The 23,684-nt window shown below is 73.3% G+C and carries 19 protein-coding genes; 7 read left to right on the forward strand and 12 right to left on the reverse strand.

The window, feature by feature from the left end; all coding sequences use genetic code 11:
* Positions 1 to 85: 85 nt before the first annotated feature.
* The 5 genes from WN71_RS11240 to WN71_RS11260 all read right to left on the reverse strand — a co-directional run bounded on the left by WN71_RS11240 (position 86) and on the right by WN71_RS11260 (position 5,389).
* Positions 86 to 691, reverse strand: a complete 606-nt coding sequence (locus WN71_RS11240) for a GPP34 family phosphoprotein (protein WP_046588376.1) — start codon at positions 689 to 691, stop codon at positions 86 to 88.
* Positions 692 to 1,454: 763 nt separating this feature from the next.
* On the reverse strand, positions 1,455 to 2,357 hold the full coding sequence (locus tag WN71_RS11245) for a sugar phosphate isomerase/epimerase family protein (RefSeq protein ID WP_046588378.1): 903 nt from the start codon (positions 2,355 to 2,357) through the stop codon (positions 1,455 to 1,457).
* A 1-nt stretch (position 2,358) separates the two neighbouring features.
* Positions 2,359 to 3,294, reverse strand: coding sequence for an ATP-binding cassette domain-containing protein (locus tag WN71_RS11250; RefSeq protein ID WP_046588380.1), 936 nt, complete (start codon positions 3,292 to 3,294; stop codon positions 2,359 to 2,361).
* A 5-nt stretch (positions 3,295 to 3,299) separates the two neighbouring features.
* Positions 3,300 to 4,376 carry an ABC transporter permease gene (locus WN71_RS11255; protein ID WP_046588383.1) on the reverse strand — a complete coding sequence of 359 codons (1,077 nt, stop codon included), beginning with the start codon at positions 4,374 to 4,376 and terminating at the stop codon, positions 3,300 to 3,302.
* Positions 4,376 to 5,389: a sugar ABC transporter substrate-binding protein gene (locus WN71_RS11260; RefSeq protein ID WP_046588384.1), complete on the reverse strand. Its 1,014-nt coding sequence runs from the start codon at positions 5,387 to 5,389 to the stop codon at positions 4,376 to 4,378. Before WN71_RS11260 ends, WN71_RS11255 begins: the two co-directional genes overlap by 1 nt.
* Before the next feature lie 373 nt (positions 5,390 to 5,762).
* Here WN71_RS11260 and WN71_RS11265 point away from each other — a divergent pair, with 373 nt between their 5' ends.
* From WN71_RS11265 to WN71_RS11280, 4 genes are all read left to right on the forward strand, one after another.
* Positions 5,763 to 6,641, forward strand: a complete 879-nt coding sequence (locus WN71_RS11265) for a Cgl0159 family (beta/alpha)8-fold protein (RefSeq protein ID WP_046588386.1) — start codon at positions 5,763 to 5,765, stop codon at positions 6,639 to 6,641.
* A 67-nt stretch (positions 6,642 to 6,708) separates the two neighbouring features.
* The gene (gene iolB, locus WN71_RS11270) at positions 6,709 to 7,641 is read left to right on the forward strand and encodes a 5-deoxy-glucuronate isomerase (protein ID WP_046588388.1); all 933 of its coding nucleotides are present in this window, start codon (positions 6,709 to 6,711) and stop codon (positions 7,639 to 7,641) included.
* Positions 7,642 to 7,651: 10 nt separating this feature from the next.
* Complete coding sequence (gene iolD, locus WN71_RS11275) at positions 7,652 to 9,523, forward strand: 3D-(3,5/4)-trihydroxycyclohexane-1,2-dione acylhydrolase (decyclizing) (protein WP_046588390.1); 1,872 nt, start codon at positions 7,652 to 7,654, stop codon at positions 9,521 to 9,523.
* Between the two features lie 70 nt (positions 9,524 to 9,593).
* Positions 9,594 to 10,376, forward strand: coding sequence for a GntR family transcriptional regulator (locus WN71_RS11280; protein ID WP_046588479.1), 783 nt, complete (start codon positions 9,594 to 9,596; stop codon positions 10,374 to 10,376).
* Positions 10,377 to 10,436: 60 nt separating this feature from the next.
* Here the strand turns inward: WN71_RS11280 and WN71_RS11285 are convergent, their stop codons facing one another.
* From WN71_RS11285 to WN71_RS11295, 3 genes are all read right to left on the reverse strand, one after another.
* Positions 10,437 to 11,195 carry an SDR family NAD(P)-dependent oxidoreductase gene (locus WN71_RS11285; RefSeq protein ID WP_046588392.1) on the reverse strand — a complete coding sequence of 253 codons (759 nt, stop codon included), beginning with the start codon at positions 11,193 to 11,195 and terminating at the stop codon, positions 10,437 to 10,439.
* A 2-nt stretch (positions 11,196 to 11,197) separates the two neighbouring features.
* Complete coding sequence (locus WN71_RS11290; protein ID WP_046588481.1) at positions 11,198 to 12,376, reverse strand: acyl-CoA dehydrogenase family protein; 1,179 nt, start codon at positions 12,374 to 12,376, stop codon at positions 11,198 to 11,200.
* A 221-nt stretch (positions 12,377 to 12,597) separates the two neighbouring features.
* The gene (locus WN71_RS11295) at positions 12,598 to 13,170 is read right to left on the reverse strand and encodes a TetR/AcrR family transcriptional regulator (protein ID WP_046588394.1); all 573 of its coding nucleotides are present in this window, start codon (positions 13,168 to 13,170) and stop codon (positions 12,598 to 12,600) included.
* Between the two features lie 255 nt (positions 13,171 to 13,425).
* Here WN71_RS11295 and WN71_RS11300 point away from each other — a divergent pair, with 255 nt between their 5' ends.
* Both WN71_RS11300 and WN71_RS11305 read left to right on the forward strand, forming a co-directional pair.
* A complete protein-coding gene (locus WN71_RS11300; RefSeq protein WP_046588397.1) occupies positions 13,426 to 17,805 on the forward strand; it encodes an aminotransferase class I/II-fold pyridoxal phosphate-dependent enzyme in 4,380 nt (1,459 codons plus the stop codon).
* A 12-nt stretch (positions 17,806 to 17,817) separates the two neighbouring features.
* On the forward strand, positions 17,818 to 18,546 hold the full coding sequence (locus WN71_RS11305) for a class I SAM-dependent methyltransferase (RefSeq protein ID WP_046588399.1): 729 nt from the start codon (positions 17,818 to 17,820) through the stop codon (positions 18,544 to 18,546).
* A 30-nt stretch (positions 18,547 to 18,576) separates the two neighbouring features.
* Here WN71_RS11305 and WN71_RS11310 read toward each other — a convergent pair whose 3' ends face one another.
* Both WN71_RS11310 and WN71_RS11315 read right to left on the reverse strand, forming a co-directional pair.
* On the reverse strand, positions 18,577 to 19,605 hold the full coding sequence (locus tag WN71_RS11310) for a UDP-glucuronic acid decarboxylase family protein (RefSeq protein ID WP_052743112.1): 1,029 nt from the start codon (positions 19,603 to 19,605) through the stop codon (positions 18,577 to 18,579).
* Between the two features lie 16 nt (positions 19,606 to 19,621).
* Positions 19,622 to 20,950, reverse strand: a complete 1,329-nt coding sequence (locus WN71_RS11315; RefSeq protein ID WP_046588401.1) for a UDP-glucose dehydrogenase family protein — start codon at positions 20,948 to 20,950, stop codon at positions 19,622 to 19,624.
* Positions 20,951 to 21,187: 237 nt separating this feature from the next.
* Here WN71_RS11315 and WN71_RS11320 point away from each other — a divergent pair, with 237 nt between their 5' ends.
* Positions 21,188 to 21,940, forward strand: a complete 753-nt coding sequence (locus WN71_RS11320; protein WP_046588403.1) for a TetR/AcrR family transcriptional regulator — start codon at positions 21,188 to 21,190, stop codon at positions 21,938 to 21,940.
* Positions 21,941 to 22,041: 101 nt separating this feature from the next.
* On the opposite strand, the gene WN71_RS11325 is transcribed toward WN71_RS11320, so the two are convergent.
* Entirely contained in the window at positions 22,042 to 22,710 is a 669-nt protein-coding gene (locus WN71_RS11325; protein WP_046588406.1) for an NUDIX domain-containing protein, read from the reverse strand.
* An 82-nt stretch (positions 22,711 to 22,792) separates the two neighbouring features.
* The gene (locus tag WN71_RS11330; protein WP_143074830.1) at positions 22,793 to 23,524 is read right to left on the reverse strand and encodes a class I SAM-dependent methyltransferase; all 732 of its coding nucleotides are present in this window, start codon (positions 23,522 to 23,524) and stop codon (positions 22,793 to 22,795) included.
* Positions 23,525 to 23,684: the final 160 nt, after the last annotated feature.

The following is a 23,684-nucleotide window of genomic DNA, read 5'->3' on the forward strand; positions in this document are numbered from 1 at the left end:
AACGACAACACCCCCGCGTTATCGTCGATAACACGGGGGTGTCACGCGGGCGCGTGAACGGCCCGCGGCGGCTTCCGGTCCTTCTCTAGGCGCCGCGCCAGACGTTCGCGAACGCCGCGTCCTCGATGGAGCGGCGGTGGCGGGCGCCGACGAGTTCGGTCACCGCGTCGTCCACCGCGGCGAGCACCGTGACCACGGGCTCGTCGGTGATCTCGCGCAGGTCCGCCGTGGGGCCGCCGCTCACGCCCGCCGCCGCCGCGAGCGCGACGAGCACCGGGTCCTCGGCGGCCCAGCGATGACCGGCCCGGGTCCGCGTCGTCGAGTCGACGAGCGCGATCCGGCCGGTCCAGGAGGGCAGCCAGCGGCGGTGCCGCAGGGCGAGCAGCCCCTCGGCCTCGAAGGCGTCCCGGTACACCCCGGCCAGGCCCCTGCCGCGGCGCCACAGCCAGTCCTCGACCCGCTCGTGGGGCACCTGGGGGCGCAGGGCGGCGGCGGCCAGGCCGAGCAGGGAGTCCTCCGGGGCCGGGCCGCCGGCGGGCGCGATCCGCTCCCCGTCCAGGGTGGCGGCGCCGGACCGCACGAGGTCGATCAGCTCGGCTCCGGCGAGGGCGAGCGCGAGGTCGCCGGGTTCCAGGGGGCGGCCCCGCGTCACGTCGAGAGCGACGACGAAGAGATCACGGGGTGTGGTCATCGAGGCTCCGCTCCGGACTGCGCGGGGCGCGTGCCCGCGTGAGGGGTGGTACGCCGCCGAGCGTAACGCGACGCTTCGCCTCCGGCGCGGACCGTGGCCCTGGCCGGGCTCGGCAGCGGGGGTGCGGGCCCCCGGACCCGACCCGCCACGTCGCGCGGTTTCCCGCGCCCCGGGTGGGGCCGTGTCCGGCTGCGTTTCGATCCGCGGGCCGGACGGGGCTTGTCGCGCAGTTCCCCGCGCCCCTACCGGGGCCGCCTTCAGGCGCGTACGAACCTGCGGGCCCGCTCGGGCTGAGCGCGCCGTTCCCCGCGCCCCTGACGGGGCACCCGTGCCCCTGACGGGGCCGCGTTCAGGTGCGGGCGGACCCGCGGGCCCCTGACGGGGCCGGGTCTCGGTCGTATGGACCCGCGGGTCCGATCGGGCTGAGCGCGCCGTTCCCCGCGCCCCTGACGGGGCACGCCAGAACGCCCCCTCAGGGGCGCGAGGAACTGCGCGACAAGCCACGTCGGACCCGCAAGCCGGCACACAACCCCAGGCGGCACGGCCAACCCCGCCAGGGGCGCGGGGAACTGCGCGCTCAGCCCGAGCGGACCCGCAGGTTCGTACGCGCCTGAAGGCGGCCCCGGCAGGGGCGCGAGCCGCGTCGGACCCGCAGGGCGGCACGCGGCCCCAGGCGGCCGGGCCAGGGGCGCGGCCCCGGGCGGCCGGGCCAGGGGCGCCGGGTGCAACCCGGCCAGTCCCCCGCCGACCCCCGCGGAGCGGATCACGCTCCGCAGGAGCGCAAGAACGCCCGCGTCCGTTCCGCGATCGGCCGCGGCCGGTCCGGTTCGCACGGGTACATGTCCTGTTCGACGATCGCGAACAGGTCCACGCCCAGCCGCTGCGCGGCCGCCAGCACCGGCCCCAGCTCCGGCACCCCGGTGGGCGGTTCGCACATCACCCCGCGCTGGACGGCGGGTCCGAACGGCACCCCGTCGCGCACCACCTCGGCCAGGACGTCCGGGTCGACCTGCTTGAGGTGCAGGTAGCCGACGCGCTCGCCGTAGGTCTCGATCAGCTTGACGCTGTCGCCGCCGCAGTAGGCGTAGTGGCCGGTGTCCAGGCAGAGGCCGACCAGACCGGGGTCGGTCCCGTCGAGGAAGCGCTCGACGTGCGCCTCGGTGTCGATGTGGGTGTCGGCGTGCGGGTGGACGACGATGTCCAGGCCGTACGTCTCCTTCACCTCGTGGCCGAGGCGCTCCATGCCCTTGGTGAGGTGCGCCCACTGCTCGGCGGTCAGCTCCGGCGGCTCCAGGATCTCGGCGGTCTTGTCGTCGCGCCAGAAGGAGGGGATGACGACGAGGTGCCGCGCGCCCATCGCCCGGGTGAGCGCGGCGACCTGGGCGACGTGCTCCCAGGTGGACTCCCAGACGGCGGGGCCGCGGTGCAGGCCGGTGAAGACCGTGCCCGCGGAGACCTTCAGCTCGCGCCGCGCCAGTTCGTCGGTCAGCCGGGCCGGGTCGGTGGGCAGGTAGCCGTAGGGGCCGAGTTCGATCCATGGGTAACCGGCCCCGGCGACCTCGTCGAGGAAGCGTTCCCAGGGCACCTGCGCGGGGTCGTCGGGGAACCAGACGCCCCACGAGTCGGGGGCCGAACCGACCCGGATGCGGTCCAGCGCAGCAGGCATGTCAGGGGTTCCCTTCGGAAGGCGGGGCCGCGGGCGCGGCGAGGGGTGCGGTGAGGTCCTTCTCCTCGGGGAGCAGATCGACGTCCACGCCGCCGACCTGGGCGAGTTCGTGCTTGAGGGCGGCGAGCTCGGCGCCGCCCGCCATGTGGTCGGTGAGCTGCGGGAGGCTGACGTCGGCGCGGTCGGCGGACAGTTCGAGGGTACCCAGGCGCAGCACGCTGAAGTGGTCTCCGACCAGGTAGGCGTGGTGCGGGTTGTGGGTGATGAAGATGACCCCGAGGCCTCGGTCGCGGGCGGCGGCGATGTACTTGAGGACCACGCCGGACTGCTTGACGCCGAGGGCGGCGGTGGGCTCGTCGAGGATGAGGACACGGGCGCCGAAGTGGACGGCGCGGGCGATGGCCACGCTCTGGCGCTGGCCGCCGGACAGCGTGCCGATGGGCTGTTCGAGGTCGTCCAGGACGATGCCCATGCGGCGCAGCTCCTGGTCGGCGGTCGCCTTCATGCGGGCGATGTCGAGACGGCGGACCGGCCACGGGCCCCGGGTCAGCTCGGAGCCGAGGAAGAAGTTGCGCCATACGGGCATCAGCGGGACCGTCGCGAGGTCCTGGTAGACGGTGGCGATGCCCCGGTCGAGCGCCTCGCGGGGGCTGGCGAAGCGGACCGGCGCGCCGTCCACGAGGAAGTCGCCCTCGGTGTGCCGGTGGAGCCCAGAGATGATCTTGATGAGGGTGGACTTGCCCGCGCCGTTGTCGCCGAGGACGCAGGTGACCTTCCCGGCGTGGACGGTGAGGTCGACGCCGTGCAGGGCGCGGATGTTGCCGTACGACTTGCCCGCGCCGCGCAGCTCGACCAGCGGGGCGGCGCCGTCACCGGCTGTCGGGGCGGGGGCGGGGGCCTCACCGGCAGTCGGGGCGGGGGTGTCGTGGTCGGTCATTCCGGTCACCTCCTGGTCGCGGTCCGCTGGACCCACAGATTGATCAGTACGGCGCCCAGCAGCATCACGCCGAGGAACGCCTTGAACCAGTCGGGGTTCCAGCCGGCGTAGACGATGCCCTGGTTGACCATGCCGAACATGAACGCGCCGAAGACCGGGCCGATCGCGGAGCCCTGGCCGCCGGTGAGCAGGCAGCCGCCGATGACGGCCGCGGAGATGTAGATGAGCTCCTGGCCGACGCCCTCGCCGGACTGCACGGTGTTGAAGGAGAACAGGTTGTGCATGCCGATGAACCAGGCGCCGAAGCCGACGGCCATGAACAGGGTGATCTTGGTGAAGGTCACCGGGACGCCGACCGCGCGGGCCGACTCCTTGTTGCCGCCGACCGCGAAGACCCAGTTGCCGTACTTGGTGCGCAGCAGGACCCAGGTGGCGAGGGCGGCGAGGACCAGCCACCACACGACGGTGATCTTCACCTGGACGCCGCCGACGTCGAAGGAGGACGCGAAGACCTTTCTGGCCTGGTCGAAGCCGTCCATGTCGCTGATGTCGTCGGTGGCGACATTGCCGGTGACCAGCTTGGTGACGGCGAGGTTCGCGCCCTGGAGGATCAGGAAGGTGCCCAGGGTGACCAGGAAGCTGGGCAGTCCGGTCCTGATCACCATCCAGCCGTTGAAGGCGCCGATCGCGAGGGAGAGGACCAGCGCGACGATCACGCCGGCCCACACGTTCAGGGTGAGCTGGTAGCTGAGCATGCTCGCGGTGAGCGCGGAGGTGACGACGGCGACCCCGGACGACAGGTCGAACTCGCCGCCGATCATCAGCAGCGCGACCGGCAGGGCCATGATGCCGATGGTGGAGGACTGGTAGAGCACCGTGGCCATCGAGCCGCCCTGGCGGACCGAGGGCGCGGCGATCAGGAAGAAGACCAGGACGGCCAGCGCGCCGAGGAGGACACCCACCTCGGGGCGGGCCAGCAGGCGCAGGAGCGGGGGCCGGGGCGCGGTCCGGCCGTCGGTCCCCCCGGGGCCGGGGGCCGGCGGTGTGGTCACCGCCGGCCCGGCGTGCTCGGTCATGCTCATCACCGGGTGCCCTTCGCGGCGTACTGCGCCACCGCGTCGACGTTGGTCTTGTCGACGAACGCCGGTCCGGTCAGCACCGGTTGCTCGCCGCCGCCCATGTAGTTGCCGTTGTTCTTGTACAACCACAGGGAGTCGACCGCGAGATAGCCCTGGAGCCAGGGCTGCTGGTCGACCGCGAACTGGATGGTGCCCTTCGAAATGGCGCCGGTGAGGTCCTTGTTGAGGTCGAAGGTGGCGACCTTGGCCTTGCTGCCGGCGTCCGCGACGGACTGCACGGCGGTCAGCGCGTAGGGGGCGCCGAGCGTGGCGACGTAGTCGATGGCGGTGTCCTGCTTGAGCTTGGCGGTGATGGTCGCCTTCACCGACGGCATGTCCGTGCCGTTGACGTAGAGCACCTCGGTGGTGCCGGAGAAGGCCTTCTTCAGGCCGTCGCAGCGCTGGGTCAGGCCGACGTTGCCCTGCTCCTGGACGACGCAGACGGTCTTCTTCGCGCCGAGCTCGTTCAGCTTCTTGCCGAACGCCTCGCCCGCGACCGTCTCGTCCTGGCCGAAGAACTCCATCAGCCCGAGCCTCTTCCAGTCGCTCACCCCGGAGTTGAGGCCGACGACGGGTATGTTCGCGGCCTTCGCCTTGGCGACGACGTCCTTCATGGCGTCGGGTTTGGCGAGGGTGATCGCGATGCCGTCGACCTTCTGGTCGATGGCGTTCTGCACGAAGTTGGCCTGGTTGCCGGCGTTGGGGTCGGCGGAGTAGACGAGCTTGACGTTGTCCTTGGCGGCGGCGGCCTCCGCGCCCTTGTGGACGATGTCCCAGAAGGTGTCGCCGGGCGCCTGGTGGGTGATGAGCGCGACGGTCATCCGGGGAGTGGTCGCCTTGCCCGCGGAGGCGCCCGACCCCTTCTCGTCGGCCTTCTTTCCGCCGGAGCTGCTGGAGCAGCCCGCGAGGGTCAGTGCCGCCGCAGCGGCCACGGCCACGAGGGGGGCGAATCTGCGGGAGCGAGAGAAGCGGTCCATCCAGCACCTCACTGTGCGAACAGGGGAACGGCCTGGGAAACGGGGAGCGGGATCGCGGGGATCCGGGGCCCGGTGGTCCTGCCGCGGAAGCGGCGACTGCGCTGGGACGGGATTCAAGTCCTTGGGACGCCCGCCGTCAATACTTTGTTAAGACATCATTTCAGATACAGGTCCGAATGTAAGTACAAACTATTGACACGGCCCGGTCCGGCGACCTACACCTGAGGGGGCCACCCCGGGAGCCGGTCACAGGGCTCGATCCCTACCCCCTCCGGACCGGCGTACCCCTGACGCAGATGGAGACCCCCGGCCGACCGCGCCACCCCGAACGGAGTCCCCCGGCTGACCGCGCCACCCCGAACGGAGTCCCCCCGTGAGCATCAGCATCTCCGGCCTCGCCTCGGTACGGGCCCGGCACCCCGAGGCCATCGCCGAGGCGGCCGCCCGCCGGGTGCGCCGGCCGCTGGTCGGTCCGAGCGGCCGCCTGCTGATCGTGGCCGCCGACCACCCCGCGCGCGGCGCGCTCGGGGTCGGCGACCGCACGCTGGCCATGGCCCACCGGGCCGACCTGCTGGAGCGGTTGTGCGTCGCGCTGTCCAGACCCGGTGTCGACGGCGTGCTCGCCACCGCGGACGTCCTGGAGGACCTGCTGCTGCTCGGCGTCCTCGACGACAGGGTGGTCATGGGGTCGATGAACCGCGGCGGGCTCGCCGGGGCCGCCTTCGAGCTGGACGACCGCTTCACCGGGCACCGCCCCGAGGACCTCGCCCGGCTCCGCTTCGACGCGGGCAAACTGCTGCTGCGCGTCGACTACGCCGATCCGGGCTCGCTGACCACCCTGGAGTCCGCGGCCCGCGCGATCGACGCGATGGCGCAGCGCCGACTGCCCCTGTTCGTCGAGCCGTTCCTCTCGCACCGGGTCGACGGGCGGGTCCGCAACGACCTGAGCGCCGAGGCCGTCACCCGCTCCGTCGCCATCGCCTCGGGCCTCGGCGGCACCTCCGCCTACACCTGGCTGAAACTCCCCGTCACCGACGACCCCGACGACATGGCGGGCGCGCTGGAGGCGTCGACCCTGCCGGCCGTGCTGCTCGGCGGCGACGTGGGCGGCGACCAGGAGGCGGCGTACGAACGCTGGCGCAAGGCGCTGCGGCTGCCCACCGTGCAGGGCATGGTCGTCGGCCGCTCCCTGCTCTACCCGGCCGAGGGCGGCGTCGAGCAGGCGGTCGACACGGCGGTGGGCCTGCTGTGAACCGGAGGAGGAGCGCGATGGACTGGCAGCCGCCCGCCCGGAAGAGGAGCGGCCCGAGAGGAGTGCAATGACCTGGCATCTGCCCGCCGGCACGTCCGCCGCCGGACCCTACGTCGTCGACGTCACACCCGAGGGGGCCGGCTGGGGCCACGCCGCCCTGCGCGTTCTCGAACTGCCGCCGGGCGGCGGCCACACCTTCGACACCGGCGACAGCGAGTGGATCGTGCTGCCGCTCGCCGGTGCCTGCACGGTCGCGAGCGCCGACGACTTCGGCCACGAGACCTTCGAACTGCACGGCCGCGACAGCGTGTTCGCGGCCGTCAGCGACTTCGCGTACGTCCCGAGGGACGCCCGCGCCACCGTCTCCTCCACCGCGGGCGGCCGGTTCGCGCTCACCGGCGCCCGCTGCACCCGGCGGCTGCCCGCCCGCCACGGACCGGCCTCAGCCGTGCCCGTGGAGCTGCGCGGCACCGGGAGCTGCTCGCGCCAGGTCAACAACTTCGGCGCGGCAGGGGTGTTCGAGTGCGACCGGCTGATCGCCGTCGAGGTGCTCACGCCGGGCGGCAACTGGTCGTCGTACCCGCCGCACAAGCACGACGAGCACCGCGCGGGCGAGGAGTCGGTCCTGGAGGAGATCTACTACTTCGAGTTCGCCGGACACGACGGCACCCCCGGCCTCGGCTACCAGCGGGTCTCCCCCTCCGGCCACGGCCGCGGCACGGACGTGCTCGCCGAGGTGCGGGGCGGGGACGTCGTGCTGATCCCCGACGGCTGGCACGGGCCCTCCGTCGCGGCGCCCGGCCACGCCATGTACTACCTCAACGTCATGGCGGGCCCCGACCCCGAGCGGGCCTGGCTGATCAGCGACCACCCGGACCACGCCTGGATCCGCGGCACCTGGCCCGGACAGCCCGTCGACCCCCGCCTGCCCCTGTACACCGCCCCGACCCCGACCCAGTCCCCGTCCCAGTCCCCGTCCTCTTCCGCCTCTTCCGAGTGAGGTCCCCGAGATGAGCCCTTCCACGAGCCGGCTGACCGTCGCCCAGGCGCTGGTGCGGTTCCTGGCCGCGCAGTACACCGAGCGCGACGGCGTACGGCACCGGCTGATCGCCGGCACCTGGGGCATCTTCGGCCACGGCAACGTCGCCGGGATCGGCCAGGCCCTGCTGGAGTACGGCGACGTCATGCCGTACCACCAAGGACGCAACGAACAGGCCATGGTGCACGCGGCGGTGGGCCATGCCCGCCAGCTCGACCGGCTCTCCGCGCAGGCGGTGACCACCTCCATCGGGCCCGGCGCGACCAACCTGGTCACGGGCGCCGCGCTGGCCACGGTCAACCGCGTCCCGGTGCTGCTGCTGCCCGGCGACTACTTCGCCGGCCACGCGGCCGACCCGCTGCTCCAGCAGCTGGAGCACCCGGTGGAGGCGGACGTCTCGGTCAACGACACCATGCGCCCGGTCTCCCGGTACTTCGACCGCGTCACCCGGCCCGAACAGCTGATCCCCACCGCCCTGCACGCGATGCGGGTGCTCGCCGACCCGGCCGAGACCGGCGCGGTCACCCTTGCGCTGCCGCAGGACGTACAGGCGGAGGCGTACGACTGGCCCGAGGAGTTCTTCGCCGACCGGATCTGGCGGGTACGGCGCCCGGCCCCCGACGCCGAGGAGCTGGCGGACGCGGCGCGCGCGGTCCGGGCCGCGCGGCGCCCGCTGATCGTCGCGGGCGGCGGCGTCCATCACAGCGCCGCCGAGGACGCGCTCGCGGCCCTCGTCGACGCCACCGGCATCCCGGTCGCCTCCACCCAGGCGGGCAAGGGCTCGCTGCGCCACGACCACCCCGCGGACGTGGGCGGCGTCGGGCACACCGGCACGGCGGTCGCCGACGACCTGGCGCGCACCGCCGACCTGGTGATCGGCGTCGGCACCCGGTACACGGACTTCACGACCGCCTCCGGCACGCTCTTCCAGCGCGCCGGCGTGCGCTTCGTGAACCTCAACATCGCCGCCTTCGACGCGCACAAGCTGGCCGCCGCCACCCTGGTCTGCGACGCCCGCACCGGGCTCGCGGCCCTGACGGACGCGCTCGCCGGGCACCGCGTGGAGGCGTCGTACGAGACGGAGTACCGCGCCGGGAAGCAGCGCTGGGAGCAGGTCGTCGAGGCGGCGTTCCGCGCCGGGGACGAGCACGCCGTGCCCACCCAGACCCAGGTGCTGGGCGCGCTGGACGCGGTCGTCGGCGACGACGACGTGGTGATCAACGCGGCCGGCTCGCTCCCCGGCGACCTGCACAAGCTGTGGCGCGCCCGCTCCCGGCGCCAGTACCACCTGGAGTACGGCTACTCCTGCATGGGCTACGAGATCCCGGCCGCCATCGGCGTGCAGCAGGCCGCGCCGGACGTCGCCGTGTGGGCGCTGGTGGGCGACGGCACGTATCTGATGAACCCGACGGAGATCGTCACCGCGGTCCAGGACGGCCTGCCGGTCAACCTGGTGCTGGTCCAGAACCACGGGTACGCCTCCATCGGCGGGCTCTCCGAGGAGACCGGCGGCGAGCGGTTCGGCACGGCCTACCGCTTCCGGGCCGCGGACGGCACGTTCACCGGCGCCCCGCTGCCGGTGGACCTCGCGGCCAACGCGGCCAGCCTCGGCATGGACGTGCTGCGCGCGAAGACCGTCGGCGAGCTGCGCGGGGCGCTGGCCGCCGCCCGCGCCTCGGACCGGCCGACCTGCGTGTACGTCGAGACGGACCCGGCGCCGAGCGCCCCGCCCGCCGAGGCGTGGTGGGACGTGCCGGTGGCCGAGGTGGCCTCCCGCGAGGCCGCCGTCGCCGCCCGCACCCGCTACGACCGGCAGGTCACCGGCCGCCGCCGGTATCTCTGAGCCGCCTACCATCACTGATCATCCGAAGTCCGATCATCCGAAGACCGAAAGACGGAAGTGGGTGCCGCTGGTGGCGACGAGAGGTGGCCGGTCCCGTGCCGCGGTCTCCGCACTGGACCCCGTGCCGTTCGCGCTGGACCGCACCAGTCCCGTGCCGCTGTACTACCAGCTCGCGCAGCAGCTGGAGGCGGCGATCGAGCAGGGCGCCCTCGCCCCGGGCGACCTGCTGGGCAACGAGGTCGACCTGTCCACCCGGCTCGGGCTGTCCCGGCCGACGGTGCGGCAGGCGATCCAGTCGCTGGTCGACAAGGGGCTGCTGGTGCGCCGCCGCGGGGTGGGCACGCAGGTCGTGCACAGCCAGGTCAGGCGGCCGCTGGAGCTCAGCAGTCTCTACGACGACCTGGAGGCGGCCGGGCAGGGTCCGGCCACGCAGGTCGTGCGCAACGAACGGGTCCCGGCGCCCGCGGACGTGGCCGCCGCGCTCGGGGTCCCGGAGGGCGCCGAGGTGGTCCGCCTGGAGCGGCTGCGCTCCACGCACGGTCAGCCGGTGGCGCTGCTGTGCAACTACCTGCCGGCCGGGCTGCTCGAACTCGACAGCGCCCGGCTGGAGTCGACGGGCCTGTACCAGCTGCTGCGCGCGTCCGGCATCACCCTGCACAGCGCCCGGCAGACGGTCGGCGCGCGCTGCGCGGACGCCGCCGAGGCGGCCCGGCTGGAGGAGCGGGAGGGCGCCGCGCTCCTGACCATGCGGCGGACGGCGTACGACGACACCGGACGGCCGGTGGAGTACGGGACGCACGTCTACCGCGCGTCCCGGTACTCCTTCGACTTCCAGCTGCTGGTCAGGCCCTGAGACCGGGGCGGACCGCCGGGTCCCGGGGACGCGGCGGCCCGTGGAGGGACCGGCCGGGGATCAGCGGGGCGCCATCCGCAGGGCGCCGTCCATGCGGATGGTCTCGCCGTTGAGGTAGTCGTGGTCGACGATCGCCAGGGCCAGCTTGGCGTACTCCTCCGGCCGCGCCAGGCGCTGCGGGAAGGGCACCCCGGCCGCGAGGGAGGCGCGGAACTCCTCGGAGACCGTGGCGAGCATCGGCGTCTCGACGATGCCCGGGGCGATCGTGCACACGCGGATGCCGTGCTGCGCGAGGTCGCGGGCGGCGGGCAGGGTCAGGCCGACGATGCCGCCCTTGGAGGAGGAGTAGGCGGCCTGTCCGATCTGCCCGTCGAACGCGGCGATGGACGCGGTGTTGATGATCACGCCGCGCTGTCCGTGCTCGTCGGCCTCGGTCCGCGCGATGGCCTCGGCGGCGAGCGCGAGCACGTTGAAGGAGCCGATCAGGTTGATCTGCACGACCTTGGCGTACAGCGCGAGGTCGTGCACGCCGCGCTTGCCGAGGATGCGCGCCGAGGGCCCGATCCCGGCGCAGTTGACGACGGTGCGCAGCGGCACCCCGGCGCCCGCGGCCTCCTCCACGGCGGCGCGCACCTGGCCGGGGTCGGTGACGTCGGCGGCGACGTACCGTACGCCCTCGACCTCGGGTGCCTGGTCGATGCCGTTCTTGAGGTCGACGGCGAAGACCGTCGCGCCCTGTTCGGCCAGGGCCTTGGCGGTGGCCGCGCCGAGGCCGGACGCACCGCCGGTGACGAGGGCGGCGGTGTTGTCGAGCTGCATCCTCACTCCTTGCCGAGGACGGTGAGCACACCGCCCTCGTTACGGTCCAGCGCGCGGGAGATGACCAGGCGCTGGATCTGGTTGGTCCCTTCGAAGATCTGCATGACCTTGGCCTCGCGCATGTAGCGCTCGACGGGGAAGTCGCGGGTGTATCCGTACCCGCCGAGGACCTGCACCGCGTCGGTGGTCACCTTCATGGCGTTGTCGGTGGCGACCAGCTTGGCGATGGACGCCTCCCGGGTGAAGGGCAGGTTCCGGTCCTTCAGCCGGGCGGCGGCCAGCGCGGTCGCGCGGGCCGACTCGATGGCGGCGCCCATGTCGGCGAGGACGAACGCGAGGCCCTGGTGCTCGATGATCGGCTTGCCGAAGGTCTCCCGCTCGCGGGCGTAGCGCACCGCGTGGTCGAGGGCGCCCTGGGCGAGGCCGGTGGCGACGGCGGCGATGCCGAGGCGGCCGCAGTCCAGGGAGGCCAGCGCGATCGACAGGCCCTGGCCCTCCTCGCCGATCCGGCGCTCGACGGGCACCCGCACGTTCTCCAGGCGCATGGTGGCGGTCGCCGAGCCGGTCAGGCCCATCTTGCGCTCCGGCGGGTCGGCGCTCAGGCCCTCGGTGCCGGCGGGCACGAGGAAGCAGGAGATGCCGTGCGAGCGGTCGTCCGAGGTGCGGGCCATCACGGTGTAGAAGTCGGCGTAGCCGCCGTGCGTGGTCCAGGCCTTGGTGCCGTTGATGACGTAGTGGTCGCCGTCGCGGACCGCGCGGGTGCGCATGGCGGCCGGGTCGGAGCCGGCGTGCGGCTCGGAGAGGCAGTAGGCGCCGAGCAGCTCTCCGGCGAGCATGTCCGGCAGCCACGTGGCGCGCTGCTCGGCGGTGCCGAAGCGGGCGAGCGGGAAGCAGGACAGGGCGTGCACGGAGACGCCGACGGCCACGCTGGACCAGACGGCGGCGATCTCTTCCAGCACCTGGAGGTAGACCTCGTACGGCTGGCCCGCGCCGCCGTCCTCCTCGGCGAACGGCAGGCCGAGCAGCCCGCTGCGCCCGAGGGTGGTGAAGACGTCCCGGGGGAAGGTGCCGTCGGCCTCCGCGTCGGCGACTCGGGGTGCGAGTTCCTTGGCGGCGAGCGTCCGGGTCAGCGCGATCAGGTCGACGGCTTCCTCGGTCGGCAGCATGCGGGTGGCAGGCATGGTGACCTCCACGAAAATGATACTGGAAGGTGTACGTGCGTATCATTCAGCGTACGCCCGTCGAGTGCAACGGGCCACGGGTCACGCTCTGGTGAAGTTCCGGTTCCCCGCGCTCACGCTCCGTCCATGCCTGCACACGGATTCCCTGTGCTCACGCTCCGTCGACACCTCGCACACGGATTCCCTGCGCGCGGGGGCGGTTCACGGAGCCCGGAAGGCGCTCAGGACGACACGGCGTGCACGATCAGCGACGCGAGCTGCTCGTACGCCTCCGCGTCGGACAGCCCGGTGCGGGCGCCCAGCTCGCCCTGCTGGATCTGGCGCATGGTGGCGGCCGCGACCTCGCCGACGAAGGCGGCGTGCACCTCCCGGAAGGCACCGCCGGAGACGCCCTCGGAGATCAGCCGGCGCACCCGCTCGGCCGCCATGCGGGTGTTGGCCTCGTAGACCTCGCGGGCGGGCGGGAAGTCGGCGACGTCGTCCAGGAACCGCCGCGACAGCGGCCGCAGCTGCTCGGCCACCGCGGTCAGATAGGCGCGCACCCGGTCCGAGGGCTCGGCGGTCTCCGCGACCCGCTTCTCCACGGCCTCGGTCGCGCCGCGGAAGTAGTGCTTGACGGCCTCCACCACCAGGCCCTGCTTGCTGCGCGCGAGCTGGTAGAGGGTGGTCTTGGAGCAGCGCAGGCGCTCGGCGAGGCCGTCCAGGGTCAGATCGGCGAATCCTTCCGCCACCAGCAGGGAGACCAGGCGCTCCAGCAGGTCGGACTGGCGGGCGGTGCGGCGGACGGACGGCATGATCCAAGCCTATCGGCGCCCCGCCCGAACGGGGGCGACCGGGCGTCGCGGACGCTCACGGGCCGGCCCCTCGGGGGCCGTGACGGCACCTCGCCCGCCCTCCCGGAGGGCGGCCCTCCCGCCCCGAGGAGATGCGCCCGCTCCCCCACCATGCCTATGATCGTTGGGCGAAACACCCAGGTGAACGCGGCACAGCCGCTCCCTGCGCCCTCGGTCCCGAGGAGGCGCCCGTCCGTGTCGCTGACCCATCGACTGATGGTCTTCTACCTCACCGCGGTCGGGATCGTCACTGTCGTCTACCTGACCGTGCCCGATCTGCTGACCCCGCTGTGGGCGCTGTTCGGGCTCGGCGGCGCGGGCGCGGTACTCACCGGGGTGCGGCTGCACCGGCCCGACCACCGCTGGCCCTGGTTCCTGCTGGCGGCCGGCCTGCTCGCGTTCTCCGCGGGCGACACCTACTACAACGCCCAGGAGGCGTACTTCCACGCCTCCAACCCGTTCCCCTCCCCCGCGGACGCCTGCTACCTGGTCGTCTACCCGCTGTTCGCCGTCGGCCTGTTCGGCCTGGTCCGCTACCGCTGGGTCGACCGCGACCTGCCCAGCCTGCTGGACGCGCTGATCATCACCGCCGGTCTGGCCCTGCCGGTCTGGGTCTACCTCGTCCGGCCGCTCGCCACCGCCGAGGGCCTGACCTGGGAGCAGCGCGCGATCAGCATGGCGTACCCGCTGGGCGACGTCCTCGTGCTGGCCATGCTGGTACGGCTGCTGGCCCCCAGCTCCGTCTACGGCATCAACCGCTCGGTCCAGCTGCTGTTCCTCGGCACCGCCACCCTGCTCGTCTTCGACATCACCTACGGCATCCTGCAGCTGAACGGCACCTGGCAGGCCGGCACCGCGCTGGACTCGGGCTGGATCATCTTCTACACGGCCTGGGGCCTGGCCGCCCTGCACCCCTCCATGGCCCTGCTGACCCGGCCGGAGCCACGGCCGCCGTCCCTGCTGCCGCCCTTCCGCCGGCTCGTGCTGCTGACCTGCGCGACCCTCATCGCGCCCGCCGTGCTGCTCTTCGAGGAGCGGACCGGAACGGTGCACGACGCGACGGTGCTCGCGGCCTTCTCCACCCTGCTGTTCCTGCTGGTGATCCTGCGCCTGGGCGGCATGGTCGTGGCCCACCGCAAGGCCGTGGCCCGTGAGCAGACGCTGCGCACCGCCACCGCCTCCCTGGTCGCGGCGACCCGCACCGCCGAGGTCGCCCGGTGCTGCGAGACCGCCGTCGACACGCTGTTCGGCCCGGAGGACGCGCACCACACGCTGCTATTGACCTCGGAGCAGGCGGAGAGCCTCTACACCCACCTGGCCGGGCCGCACCGCACGGCGCAGCACCGCACGGTCCTGGTGCCGGTCCGCCGGCTCAGCCCCGACATCGCCGGGCGGCTCGGCTCCGCGCCCACCGCGCTGGTGTGCCCGATGGTCCGGCCCGACCGGCTGGACGGCGGCCGGCTCGCCGGGGTCCTGCTGGCGGGCGGCCCCGAGCGCCGGCTCAGCGAGATGAGCGACTCGCTGGACATCCTCGCCTCGCAGGCCGGGCTCGCCAGTGAACGCATCGCGCTGCGCCAGGAGATCATCCGCCGGGAGAACGAGGCGTACTTCCGCACCCTCGTGCACAACGCCTCCGACGTGATCCTGATCGTCGGCGACGACGGCGACGTCCGCTACGCCAGCCCGTCCGCCGCGGCCGTCTTCGGCAGCTCCGACATCACCGGCACACCGCTGCGTGCCCTGATCCACCCGCGCGACCGGGAGCGGGTGGACCGCACCCTCGCCACCCTGGGCCGGCTCGGCCGCACCGAGACCCACGACCACTGGTGGGTGCTCCGGGAGAACACGCGTCTGGAGGTCGAGGCGCGCTGCCGCGACCTGCGCCACGACGAGACGGTGGACGGGCTGGTGGTGACCCTGCGGGACGTCACCGAGCAGCGCAAGCTGGAGCACGAGCTGACCGAGCGGGCCTTCCACGACTCGCTGACCGGGCTGCCCAACCGCACCCTGCTCCTGGAACGGACCGGGCGCGCCCTGCTGCGGGGCCGGCGCGAGCCGGTGCTCACCTGCCTGCTCTTCATCGACCTGGACGACTTCAAGATCGTCAACGACACCCTGGGGCACGCCGTGGGCGACCGGCTGCTGAAGTCCGTCGGCCGGCGCCTGTCGCAGACCCTGCGCCGCACGGACACCGCGGCCCGGCTGGGCGGCGACGAGTTCGCCGTGCTGATGGAGGACGCCCATCAGCCGGTCGACGCCGAGATGCTGGCCGGGCAGGTGATCCGCAGTCTCGACCGGCCCTTCCAACTGGACGGCACCCATGTCAGCGTCAGCGCGAGCGTCGGCGTGGCGACCGCGCAGGACAGCACCGACGCCGAGGAGCTGCTCGCGCTCGCCGACCTCGCCCTGTACGCGGCGAAGGGCGACGGGAAGTGCCAGTGGCGCCGCTACCGGCCGCAGCTGCGGGTGCGGATGGCCGAACGGCACGACATGCGGGCCCGCCTGGACGAGGCCATCGCCCGGGAGGAGTTCACGGTCCGCTACCAGCCGGTCGTGGACATCGAGCGGGGCGACGTCGTCGGCTTCGAGGCGCTGGCCCGCTGGCCGCACGTGCGGCGCGCCCCGGTCCCGCCCAAGCAGTTCATCCCGCTGGCCGAGGAGACCGGCCACATCACCCCGCTGGGCGCGTGGGTGCTGCGCAGCGCGGCCGCCGACATGGCCCGGCTCCAGCACACCTCCCACCTCGCCGAGGGGGGTTCCGCGCCACCGTACGTCAGTGTCAACGTCTCCGGCCGGCAGTGGCGCGACGCGGGCTTCCTGGACGAGGTGTGCCACGCCCTGGACACGCCGGGTCTGGAGCCGGGCTCGCTCCAGCTGGAGCTGACCGAGTCGGTGCTGATGCAGCAGGACGAGGAGCTGGACGGGCTGATCCGGCAGCTGAAGGACCTCGGGGTGCGGATCGCGGTGGACGACTTCGGCACCGGGTACTCGTCGCTGCGCTATCTGCGGGAGTTCCCGCTCGACGTACTGAAGATCGACAAGACGTTCATCGACGACATCCCCCGTGACCCGCAGCAGGCCGCCCTGGTCGAGGGCATCGTGCGGATCGCGGACACCCTGGGCCTGCAGGTGATCGCCGAGGGCATCGAGGAGCCGGCCCAGCGCGATCTGCTGAGCGACATCGGCTGCCGCTACGGGCAGGGCTTCCTGTTCGCCCCGCCGATGACGCTGGAACAGGGCGCCCGCGCCCTGCGCGGGAACGTCCTCGAGCGGGTCGCCGTGCCGGGCCGGATGCGCGACGACACAGGGGGCCGAGGGACCGACGACGAAGGGCACACCGTCATGCGCAGCGCCACCGCAGAACGTCCGCGGGGCCGTCCGGGCCGGGGCGGCTCGGGTCTGGACTCCCTGCTCGACAGCAGTCCGATGAGCGACGCGGTCCTGGACGAGGTGTGCGGGCGGCACATCCGGTGCGGCGACCACTGGCTGGTCGACTTCGCCTCGTGCAACTACCTGGGCCTGGACTGGGACCCCGAGGTCATCGACGCGGTGGAACCGGCCGTGCGCCGCTGGGGCACCCATCCGAGCTGGTCGCGGCTGCTCGGCAGCCCGCGCCTGTACCCGGACATCGAGGAGCGGCTGGCGTCCCTGCTCGGCGCCGAGGACACGCTGCTGCTGCCCACGATCACCCTGATCCACGCCGCCGTCATCCCGGTGCTCGCCGGCACCGGTCATGTCTTCGTCGACGCGACCGCGCACCGGACCGTCTACGACGGCTGTGTCTCGGCCCGCGGCCGGGGAGCGACCCTGCACCGCTTCCGCTCCGACCGGCCGGACCAGCTGGACGCCCTGTTGAAGGCGGTGCCGGCGGCGGACGGGCCACGGCTGGTCTGCCTGGACGGCGTGGACAGCATGACCGGCGACATCCCCGACCTGCCCGCCCTGGCCGCGATCTGCCGCGACCACGGCGCGACGCTGTACGTCGACGACGCGCACGGCTTCGGCGTGATCGGCCAGCGCGCGGCGGACGAGCCCTGCCCGTACGGCATCCGCGGCAACAGCGTGGTGCGGCACACCGACGAGAGCTACGACGGCATCGTGCTGGTCGGCGGGTTCTCCAAGGCGTACTCGTCGCTGCTGGCGTTTCTCGCACTGCCGACCGCGCTGAAGAACCGGCTCAAGACCGAGGCCGGCCCCTATCTCTACTCCGGCCCCTCCCCCGTCGCCTCCCTCGCCACCGCGCAGGCCGGTCTGGAGGTCAACGACCGGCGCGGCGACGCGCTCCGGGCCGACCTGTACCGCAAGACCGTGCGGGTCCTCGACCACACGCAGTCCCTCGACCTGGACACGCCCGGCCGGGGCGAGCTGCCGATCGTCGAGATACCGCTGGCCGACGCGGACGAACTGGACGGGGTCGGCACGACGCTGTGGGAGCGGGGCGTCTATGTCACGCTCGCCGCCTACCCGCTGGTCCCCCGCGACCGGGTCGGCTTCCGCGTCCAGGTCACCGCGCTCAACTCGGACGAGGACATCGACCGGCTGTGCGGGGCGCTCACCGAGCTCGACCGGCGCGGCGCGCTGCGGCACCGGACGTGAGGGGCCCGCTTCGTGTGCACCCACAACGACGACGTGGACTGGGACCACTGGCCGGTGCAGGACTACCTCGCCGAGAACTACCGCGAGCTGCACCCGGCGGACACCGCGGTGATGTCCCACCACGCGGCCTACTACCGGCGCCTGGAGCCGGACAGCGTCGCCCGCTCCCTGGAGTTCGGCGCCGGGCCCAACCTGTATCCGCTGATGCTGGCCGCCACGGTGAGCCGGCGCATCGACGCCGTGGAGGCGGGCGCCGCGAACGTGGCGTATCTGCGGCGGCAGCTTGCCCTGGGTCCCGATCCCAGCTGGGCGCGGTTCCACGCCCTGGGCCGGCGGCTCGACCCGCGGCTGCCCGCGACGCCACGGGCCGCGCTGGAGCGGGTGCGGATCGTGCACGGGGACGTACGGGCCCTGCCGCCCGGCGGCTACGGGCTGGTGTCGATGCACTTCGTGGCGGAGGGCGCCACCGAGGACCTCGAGGAGTTCACCGAGTTCTGCCGGCTGTTCGCGCGCTGCGCGGCGCCCGGCGGGCACCTGGTGGCGGCGTTCATGGAGAACATGCCGACCTATCGCATCGGCCCGCACTCGCGCTGGCCGGGCTGCCCGGTGGGCGTCGAGCGGGTGCGGGAGGTGTTCACGCCGCTGACCGAGGAGCTGGAGGTGACCCGCATCGACACCGACCCGACCCTGCCGGACTACGGCGACTCGGGGATGGTCCTGCTGACGGGCCGCACGCGCTGAGGGGGCCGGGTCAAGGCCGAGGGGGCCGGGTCAGGGCCGGCCCACGGGCGACCGGTCCGGCCGCCGTACCGCGTCCGGGTGCCGTGCCGTGTCCGGGTGCCGTGACCCGTCCGGGTGCCGTACCGCGTCGCCGGGGTGGGCGGCGAACCAGGCCACCGTGCGGCCGAGTCCCGTCTCCAGGGGGATGCGCGGCCGCCAGCCGAGCCGTTCCCGGGCGAGGGTGATGTCGGGGCGGCGGCGCACGGGGTCGTCGTCGGGCAGCGGCAGACACCGCAGCCCGCTCGCCGAGCCGGTGATCCGCAGCACCAGCTCGGCCAGCTCCCGCACGGTCCGCTCGACCGGGTTGCCCAGGTTGACCGGGCCGGGCAGCCGGGCGTCGACCATCGCGATCAGGCCCCGGACCAGGTCGTCGACGTAGCAGAAACTGCGGGTCTGGCCGCCGTCGCCGAACAGGGTCAGCGGCTCGCCGTCCAGCGCCTGCCGGACGAAGGTGGACACCACCCGTCCGTCGTGGGCGCGCATCCGGGGGCCGTACGTGTTGAAGATCCGTACGATCCCGACGTCCGCGCCCTCGGCGCGCCGGTAGGCGGTGGACAGTGCCTCGGCGAACCGCTTGGCCTCGTCGTAGACACTGCGCGGGCCGACCGGGTTGACGTGCCCCCAGTAGTCCTCGCGCTGCGGGTGCACCTCGGGGTCGCCGTAGACCTCGCTGGTGGAGGCGAGGACGAACCGGGCGCGGTGCCGGACCGCCAGCCGCAGCAGGTTCTCCGTGCCCCGGCTGCCCGCCGCGAGCGTCTGCAACGGGCGGCGGGCGTAGTCGAACGGCGAGGCGGCGCTGGCGAGATGGACGACGGCGTCCACCGGCCCGGTGACCGGCACCGACTCGGTGACGTCGCAGCGGACGCACGCGAAGCCGGGCGTGTGCCGCAGGTGGGCCACGTTCTGCGCCCGGCCCGAGGAGAAGTCGTCCAGGCAGCGGACCTCGTCGCCCCTGGCGAGCAGCGCCTCGGCGAGGTGTGAGCCGAGAAAGCCGCTTCCGCCCGATATCACGACACGCATGGGTTCCTCCCGCCGGTCAGCCGAGCCGCGGGCGCCCCGGCGCGCGCACGGTCCAGCCCGCCGCGTGCCAGGGTGCCGGGTCGAGGGTGTTGCGCCCGTCGACCAGCGCCGGGGTGTGCACCACGGCGGCGAGGGCGGTGGGGTCGAGCTCGCGGTACTGGGGCCACTCGGTGAGGTGCAGGACCACGTCGGCCCGCTCGCACGCCTTGGTCGCGTCCAGGGCGTACTGGAGGTCGGGGCGCACCGCGCGGGCGTTGTCCACGGCCTCCGGGTCGTGCACTCTGACCTGCGCGCCCTCGCGGCGCACGGCCTCGGCGACGGCCAGGGCGGGCGAGTCGCGCACGTCGTCGCTGCCCGGTTTGAAGGCGGCGCCGAGGACCGCGACGCTGCGCCCGGCGAACGCGCCTCCGGCGAGGTCGCGGGCGAGGTCGACGGTGCGGTCGCGCTGCCGGGTGTTGATCGCGTCGACCTGGTGCAGGAACTCCGTCGACGCGCCGAGGCCCAGCTCCTGCGCGCGGGCCGCGAACGCCCGGATGTCCTTGGGCAGGCAGCTGCCGCCGAAGCCGAGTCCGGGGGCGAGGAAGCGCGTCCCGATCCGGGAGTCGGCGCCCATCGCCTCGGCGAGGGTGAGCACGTCGGCACCGGTGGCGTCGCAGATCTCCGCCATGGCGTTGATGAAGGAGATCTTGGTGGCGAGGAAGGAGTTGGAGGCGACCTTGACCAGTTCGGCGGTCGCGGTGTCGGTCGCGAGGAAGGGCACTCCGGCGGCGAGCAGGGGCGCGTAGATCTCGCGCAGCCGGGCCTCGGCGCGGGCCGAGCCGACGCCCGCGACGATCCGTTCCGGCCGCAGGGTGTCCTGGACGGCGCTGCCCTCGCGCAGGAACTCCGGGTTCCAGGCGACGTCGGCGTGGGCGCCGGCCGCCGCGAGCCGGGCCGTGAGCCGCTCGGCGGTGCCGACGGGCACGGTGGACTTGCCGATCACCACGGTCTCGGGGTGACGGGCGTCCGCCCGCAGGGCGGGCGCGAGGGCGTCGACGGCGGCCTCGACATACCGCAGGTCGGCGGCGCCGTCACCGGGCCGCTGCGGGGTGCCGACGCAGATGAAGTGCGTGTCGGCGAAGGCTCCGGCCAGCCGCGGCGAGGTGGTGAAGGTCAGCCGGCCGGCGTCCATGACGCGGCGGAGCATGGCGGACAGTCCGGGTTCGTGGAACGGCGGCCGGCCCGCCGCGAGCGCGGCGGTCCGTTCGGTGTCGACGTCCACCCCGAGGACCTGATGGCCGAGGTCCGCCATGCAGGCGGCATGGACGGCGCCGACGTATCCGGTGCCGATGACGGTCATGCGCATGACGTTCTCCGTGGTCGGAGGGGTGGTGCGGCCGGGGCGGCGCGAAAGTCCGGTGCCGGCCGCGAGACGCGGGATCCGCCGATGTCACGCCCGGCGCCCGCCGGGGTTGTACGTGTCGGACCCGACTCGTGCAAATGGCGTATATTTACGACGTATACATACACCTTGCGCCACCCGCTGCGTAGAGTCAACAAGAGCGAGCGGCCCGATGACAGGGCCGACTTCGGGAGGCAAGGCATGGCCGAGCAGGCCGGAGGCAGAAGGAAGGGCCAGCAGCCCGCCGCGGGCCCCGCGCGCCGCGCCAGCGATCGCGGACGCTACGGGCGGCTCAGCCGCGAGCGCGTCCTCACCTGCGCCCTGGAACTGGTGGACCGCGAGGGCCTCTCCGCGCTGAGCATGCGTCACCTGGGCGCGGAACTGGGCGTCGAGGCGATGGCCCTGTACCGGTACGCGGAGGGCAAGGACGCGCTGCTCGACGGCCTGGTGGAGGCGCTCTACCTGGAGTTGGAGGAACGGCTGTCGGGCGAGCCGGAACGGGGCGGCTCCGACGCCGGCCGGGACTGGCGGGCCGAGCTGCACCGGTTCGCCCTCGCGGCGTACGACGTCTGCCTGTCGCACCCGCACGTGGTGCCGCTGATCGCCACCCGGATGCTGGCCGTGCCGCTCGCCCGGCGGCCGCTCGCGGTACTGCGCGACCACGAGCGGGTCCTGGTGCTGCTGCGGGAGGCCGGGCTCGACGACGCGGCGGCCTCGGCGGCCTTCCGCGCCTGCACCGCCTGGCTGCTGGGGTACATCACCGTCGAGCTGCGGCCCATGGTCGACAACCCCGAGGAGTCCGACCCCGCCTTCCGGCTCGGCCTGCACCGGATGCCGGCCCAGGAGCTGCCGGTGCTGCGCGGGACCGCCGCCGCCCTGGCGGAACGCGGCGGCCCCGAGGCGCTGCTGGCCGGCCTGGACGTGCTGCTCGACCGGTTCGCCCGGCCGTCGTAGGAGAACCGCCCGGATGATGCGCGGCGCGCACACCGGGAGCACGGGCGGACGCCTACGCCTGGAGCACGGGCGGACCCCTACACCGGGAGCACGGGCGGCCCTTACGCCGAGGGCGCGAACGGCCCGTCCAGCGCCGCCCATTGGAGCAGCATGATGGTCTTCGCGTCGGCGATCTCCCCGGTGCGGATCATGCCGAGGGCCCTGCGGAAGGGCAGTTCGAGGATCTCGATGTCCTCGCCCTCCTCGTCGAGGCCGCCGCCCTCGTGGGTGCGGGTCGAGGCGCCGTAGGAGGCCGCGTAGAAGCTGACCCGCTCGGTGACGGAGCCGGGGCTCATGTAGACGTCGAAGACGTGCTGGACCTCGCCGACGGTGTGCCCGGTCTCCTCCACCGCCTCGCGGCGCACGGCCGCCTCCGGGTGCTCGTCCTCGTCGTCGAGGAGTCCGCCGGGCGTCTCGACCAACATGCCGTCGGGGTGCCCGTTGACGTACACGGGGAAGCGGAACTGCCGCGTGAGCAGCACGGTTTCCCGTTCGGCGTCGTAGAGCAGGAGGGTGGCGCCGTTGCCGCGGTCGTGCGTCTCGCGCTCCTGGGTGCGCCAGACTCCGTCGGCGTGCCGGTAGTCGAAGACGGTGGTGCGCTCGACGTACCAGTGGCTGGACAGCAGTGTCACCTCGCGCACCTTGACGCGCGGGTTGCCGTGCAGGTCGAGTCCGGTGCGGTGGAGTCCGGTACGGCCACGGCCGTCGGGGACGTCGGCGCCGGCGGTCATCGGGCGCCACCGCCCTGGCGCGGCGGGAGCGGGCGGCGGGTGCGGATCAAGGTGGGCATGGCCCCTTCCTACCACCGCGCCGTCACGGTCGCGCGGCCCCGCCCGACCCGCCCTGGGGTGCGGCCGGCGCTTCCCGGACGACGGCGAAGAGCGCCCGGTCCGTGGGCAGGCCGTCGGCGTCGAAGGCGCGGTGCCGGCCGAGGTGCTCGACCCGCCCGTCGGCGCAGTTCTTCCCCAGATACTCCGCGAGCCAGACGTCGGCCGTCGGCACCATGCGCGGCAGCCCGAACGACTCCGGCATCTCGTCCTCCCCGCTGTCGAAGAACATCACCTTGCCGGTCCTGGACCAGAGTCCGCGCAGCAGGTCGGTGGCGGTGCCGAAGCCCATCTCCCGCACCAGGTGGTGCCAGAGGGACAGCAGGAGGGTGCAGTCGGTCGCCGGCAGCAGGCCGAGCGTGTCGGGGCGGAACTCCAGGCTCGTGACCGCCACGTTGTCCAGCCGGTTGCGGCGCACGGCCGTCATCGCCGTCCGCACGCATTTCGGATCGGCCTCCAGCGCGACGGAGGCGATCCCGCGCTGCGCGAGCCTGATCGGGAAGTACCCGACGTTCGCGCCCACGTCCAGCGCGGTCTCCACCTTCAGACGCTCGACGACCGGCGCCATCGCCGCCCATCGCGAGCCGGTACCGACGGACCGTTTCGCCTTGCGCACGCGGATGCCCGGGACCGGCTGGTAGATGCCGTCGGGCAACGCGTCGAGCCTGAGGCGTACTTCATCGATCGCGTCGTCGACGACGCGGCGCGCACCGCTCATCAGCCGGTGCGAAGGGAACCTCTGGTGGAGGCGCACCATGCACGTGGGAGTCTGCGTCCGATCCGCCTGTTCCACGGGTACCTCGATCGACTCGCGATGTGCAGGTCACTCGTATCGCCCTTGTCCGACACTACCGTTCGGGTCGGCGTTCGCAACGGGA

The sequence above is a fragment of the Streptomyces mangrovisoli genome, assembly GCF_000974985.2.
In the GTDB taxonomy this organism is placed as follows: domain Bacteria; phylum Actinomycetota; class Actinomycetes; order Streptomycetales; family Streptomycetaceae; genus Streptomyces; species Streptomyces mangrovisoli.

Excerpts from the sequence above, each read along its gene's own strand:
- WN71_RS11240 (WP_046588376.1), bottom strand. The coding sequence starts at position 691 with ATGACCACACCCCGTGATCTCTTCGTCGTCGCTCTCGACGTGACGCGG.
- WN71_RS11245 (WP_046588378.1), bottom strand. The coding sequence starts at position 2,357 with ATGCCTGCTGCGCTGGACCGCATCCGGGTCGGTTCGGCCCCCGACTCG.
- WN71_RS11250 (WP_046588380.1), bottom strand. The coding sequence starts at position 3,294 with ATGACCGACCACGACACCCCCGCCCCGACTGCCGGTGAGGCCCCCGCC.
- WN71_RS11255 (WP_046588383.1), bottom strand. The coding sequence starts at position 4,376 with ATGAGCATGACCGAGCACGCCGGGCCGGCGGTGACCACACCGCCGGCC.
- WN71_RS11260 (WP_046588384.1), bottom strand. The coding sequence starts at position 5,389 with ATGGACCGCTTCTCTCGCTCCCGCAGATTCGCCCCCCTCGTGGCCGTG.
- iolB (WP_046588388.1), top strand. The coding sequence starts at position 6,709 with ATGACCTGGCATCTGCCCGCCGGCACGTCCGCCGCCGGACCCTACGTC.
- iolD (WP_046588390.1), top strand. The coding sequence starts at position 7,652 with ATGAGCCCTTCCACGAGCCGGCTGACCGTCGCCCAGGCGCTGGTGCGG.
- WN71_RS11285 (WP_046588392.1), bottom strand. The coding sequence starts at position 11,195 with ATGCAGCTCGACAACACCGCCGCCCTCGTCACCGGCGGTGCGTCCGGC.
- WN71_RS11290 (WP_046588481.1), bottom strand. The coding sequence starts at position 12,376 with ATGCCTGCCACCCGCATGCTGCCGACCGAGGAAGCCGTCGACCTGATC.
- WN71_RS11295 (WP_046588394.1), bottom strand. The coding sequence starts at position 13,170 with ATGCCGTCCGTCCGCCGCACCGCCCGCCAGTCCGACCTGCTGGAGCGC.
- WN71_RS11300 (WP_046588397.1), top strand. The coding sequence starts at position 13,426 with ATGGTCTTCTACCTCACCGCGGTCGGGATCGTCACTGTCGTCTACCTG.
- WN71_RS11310 (WP_052743112.1), bottom strand. The coding sequence starts at position 19,605 with ATGCGTGTCGTGATATCGGGCGGAAGCGGCTTTCTCGGCTCACACCTC.
- WN71_RS11315 (WP_046588401.1), bottom strand. The coding sequence starts at position 20,950 with ATGCGCATGACCGTCATCGGCACCGGATACGTCGGCGCCGTCCATGCC.
- WN71_RS11320 (WP_046588403.1), top strand. The coding sequence starts at position 21,188 with ATGGCCGAGCAGGCCGGAGGCAGAAGGAAGGGCCAGCAGCCCGCCGCG.
- WN71_RS11325 (WP_046588406.1), bottom strand. The coding sequence starts at position 22,710 with ATGACCGCCGGCGCCGACGTCCCCGACGGCCGTGGCCGTACCGGACTC.
- WN71_RS11330 (WP_143074830.1), bottom strand. The coding sequence starts at position 23,524 with ATGAGCGGTGCGCGCCGCGTCGTCGACGACGCGATCGATGAAGTACGC.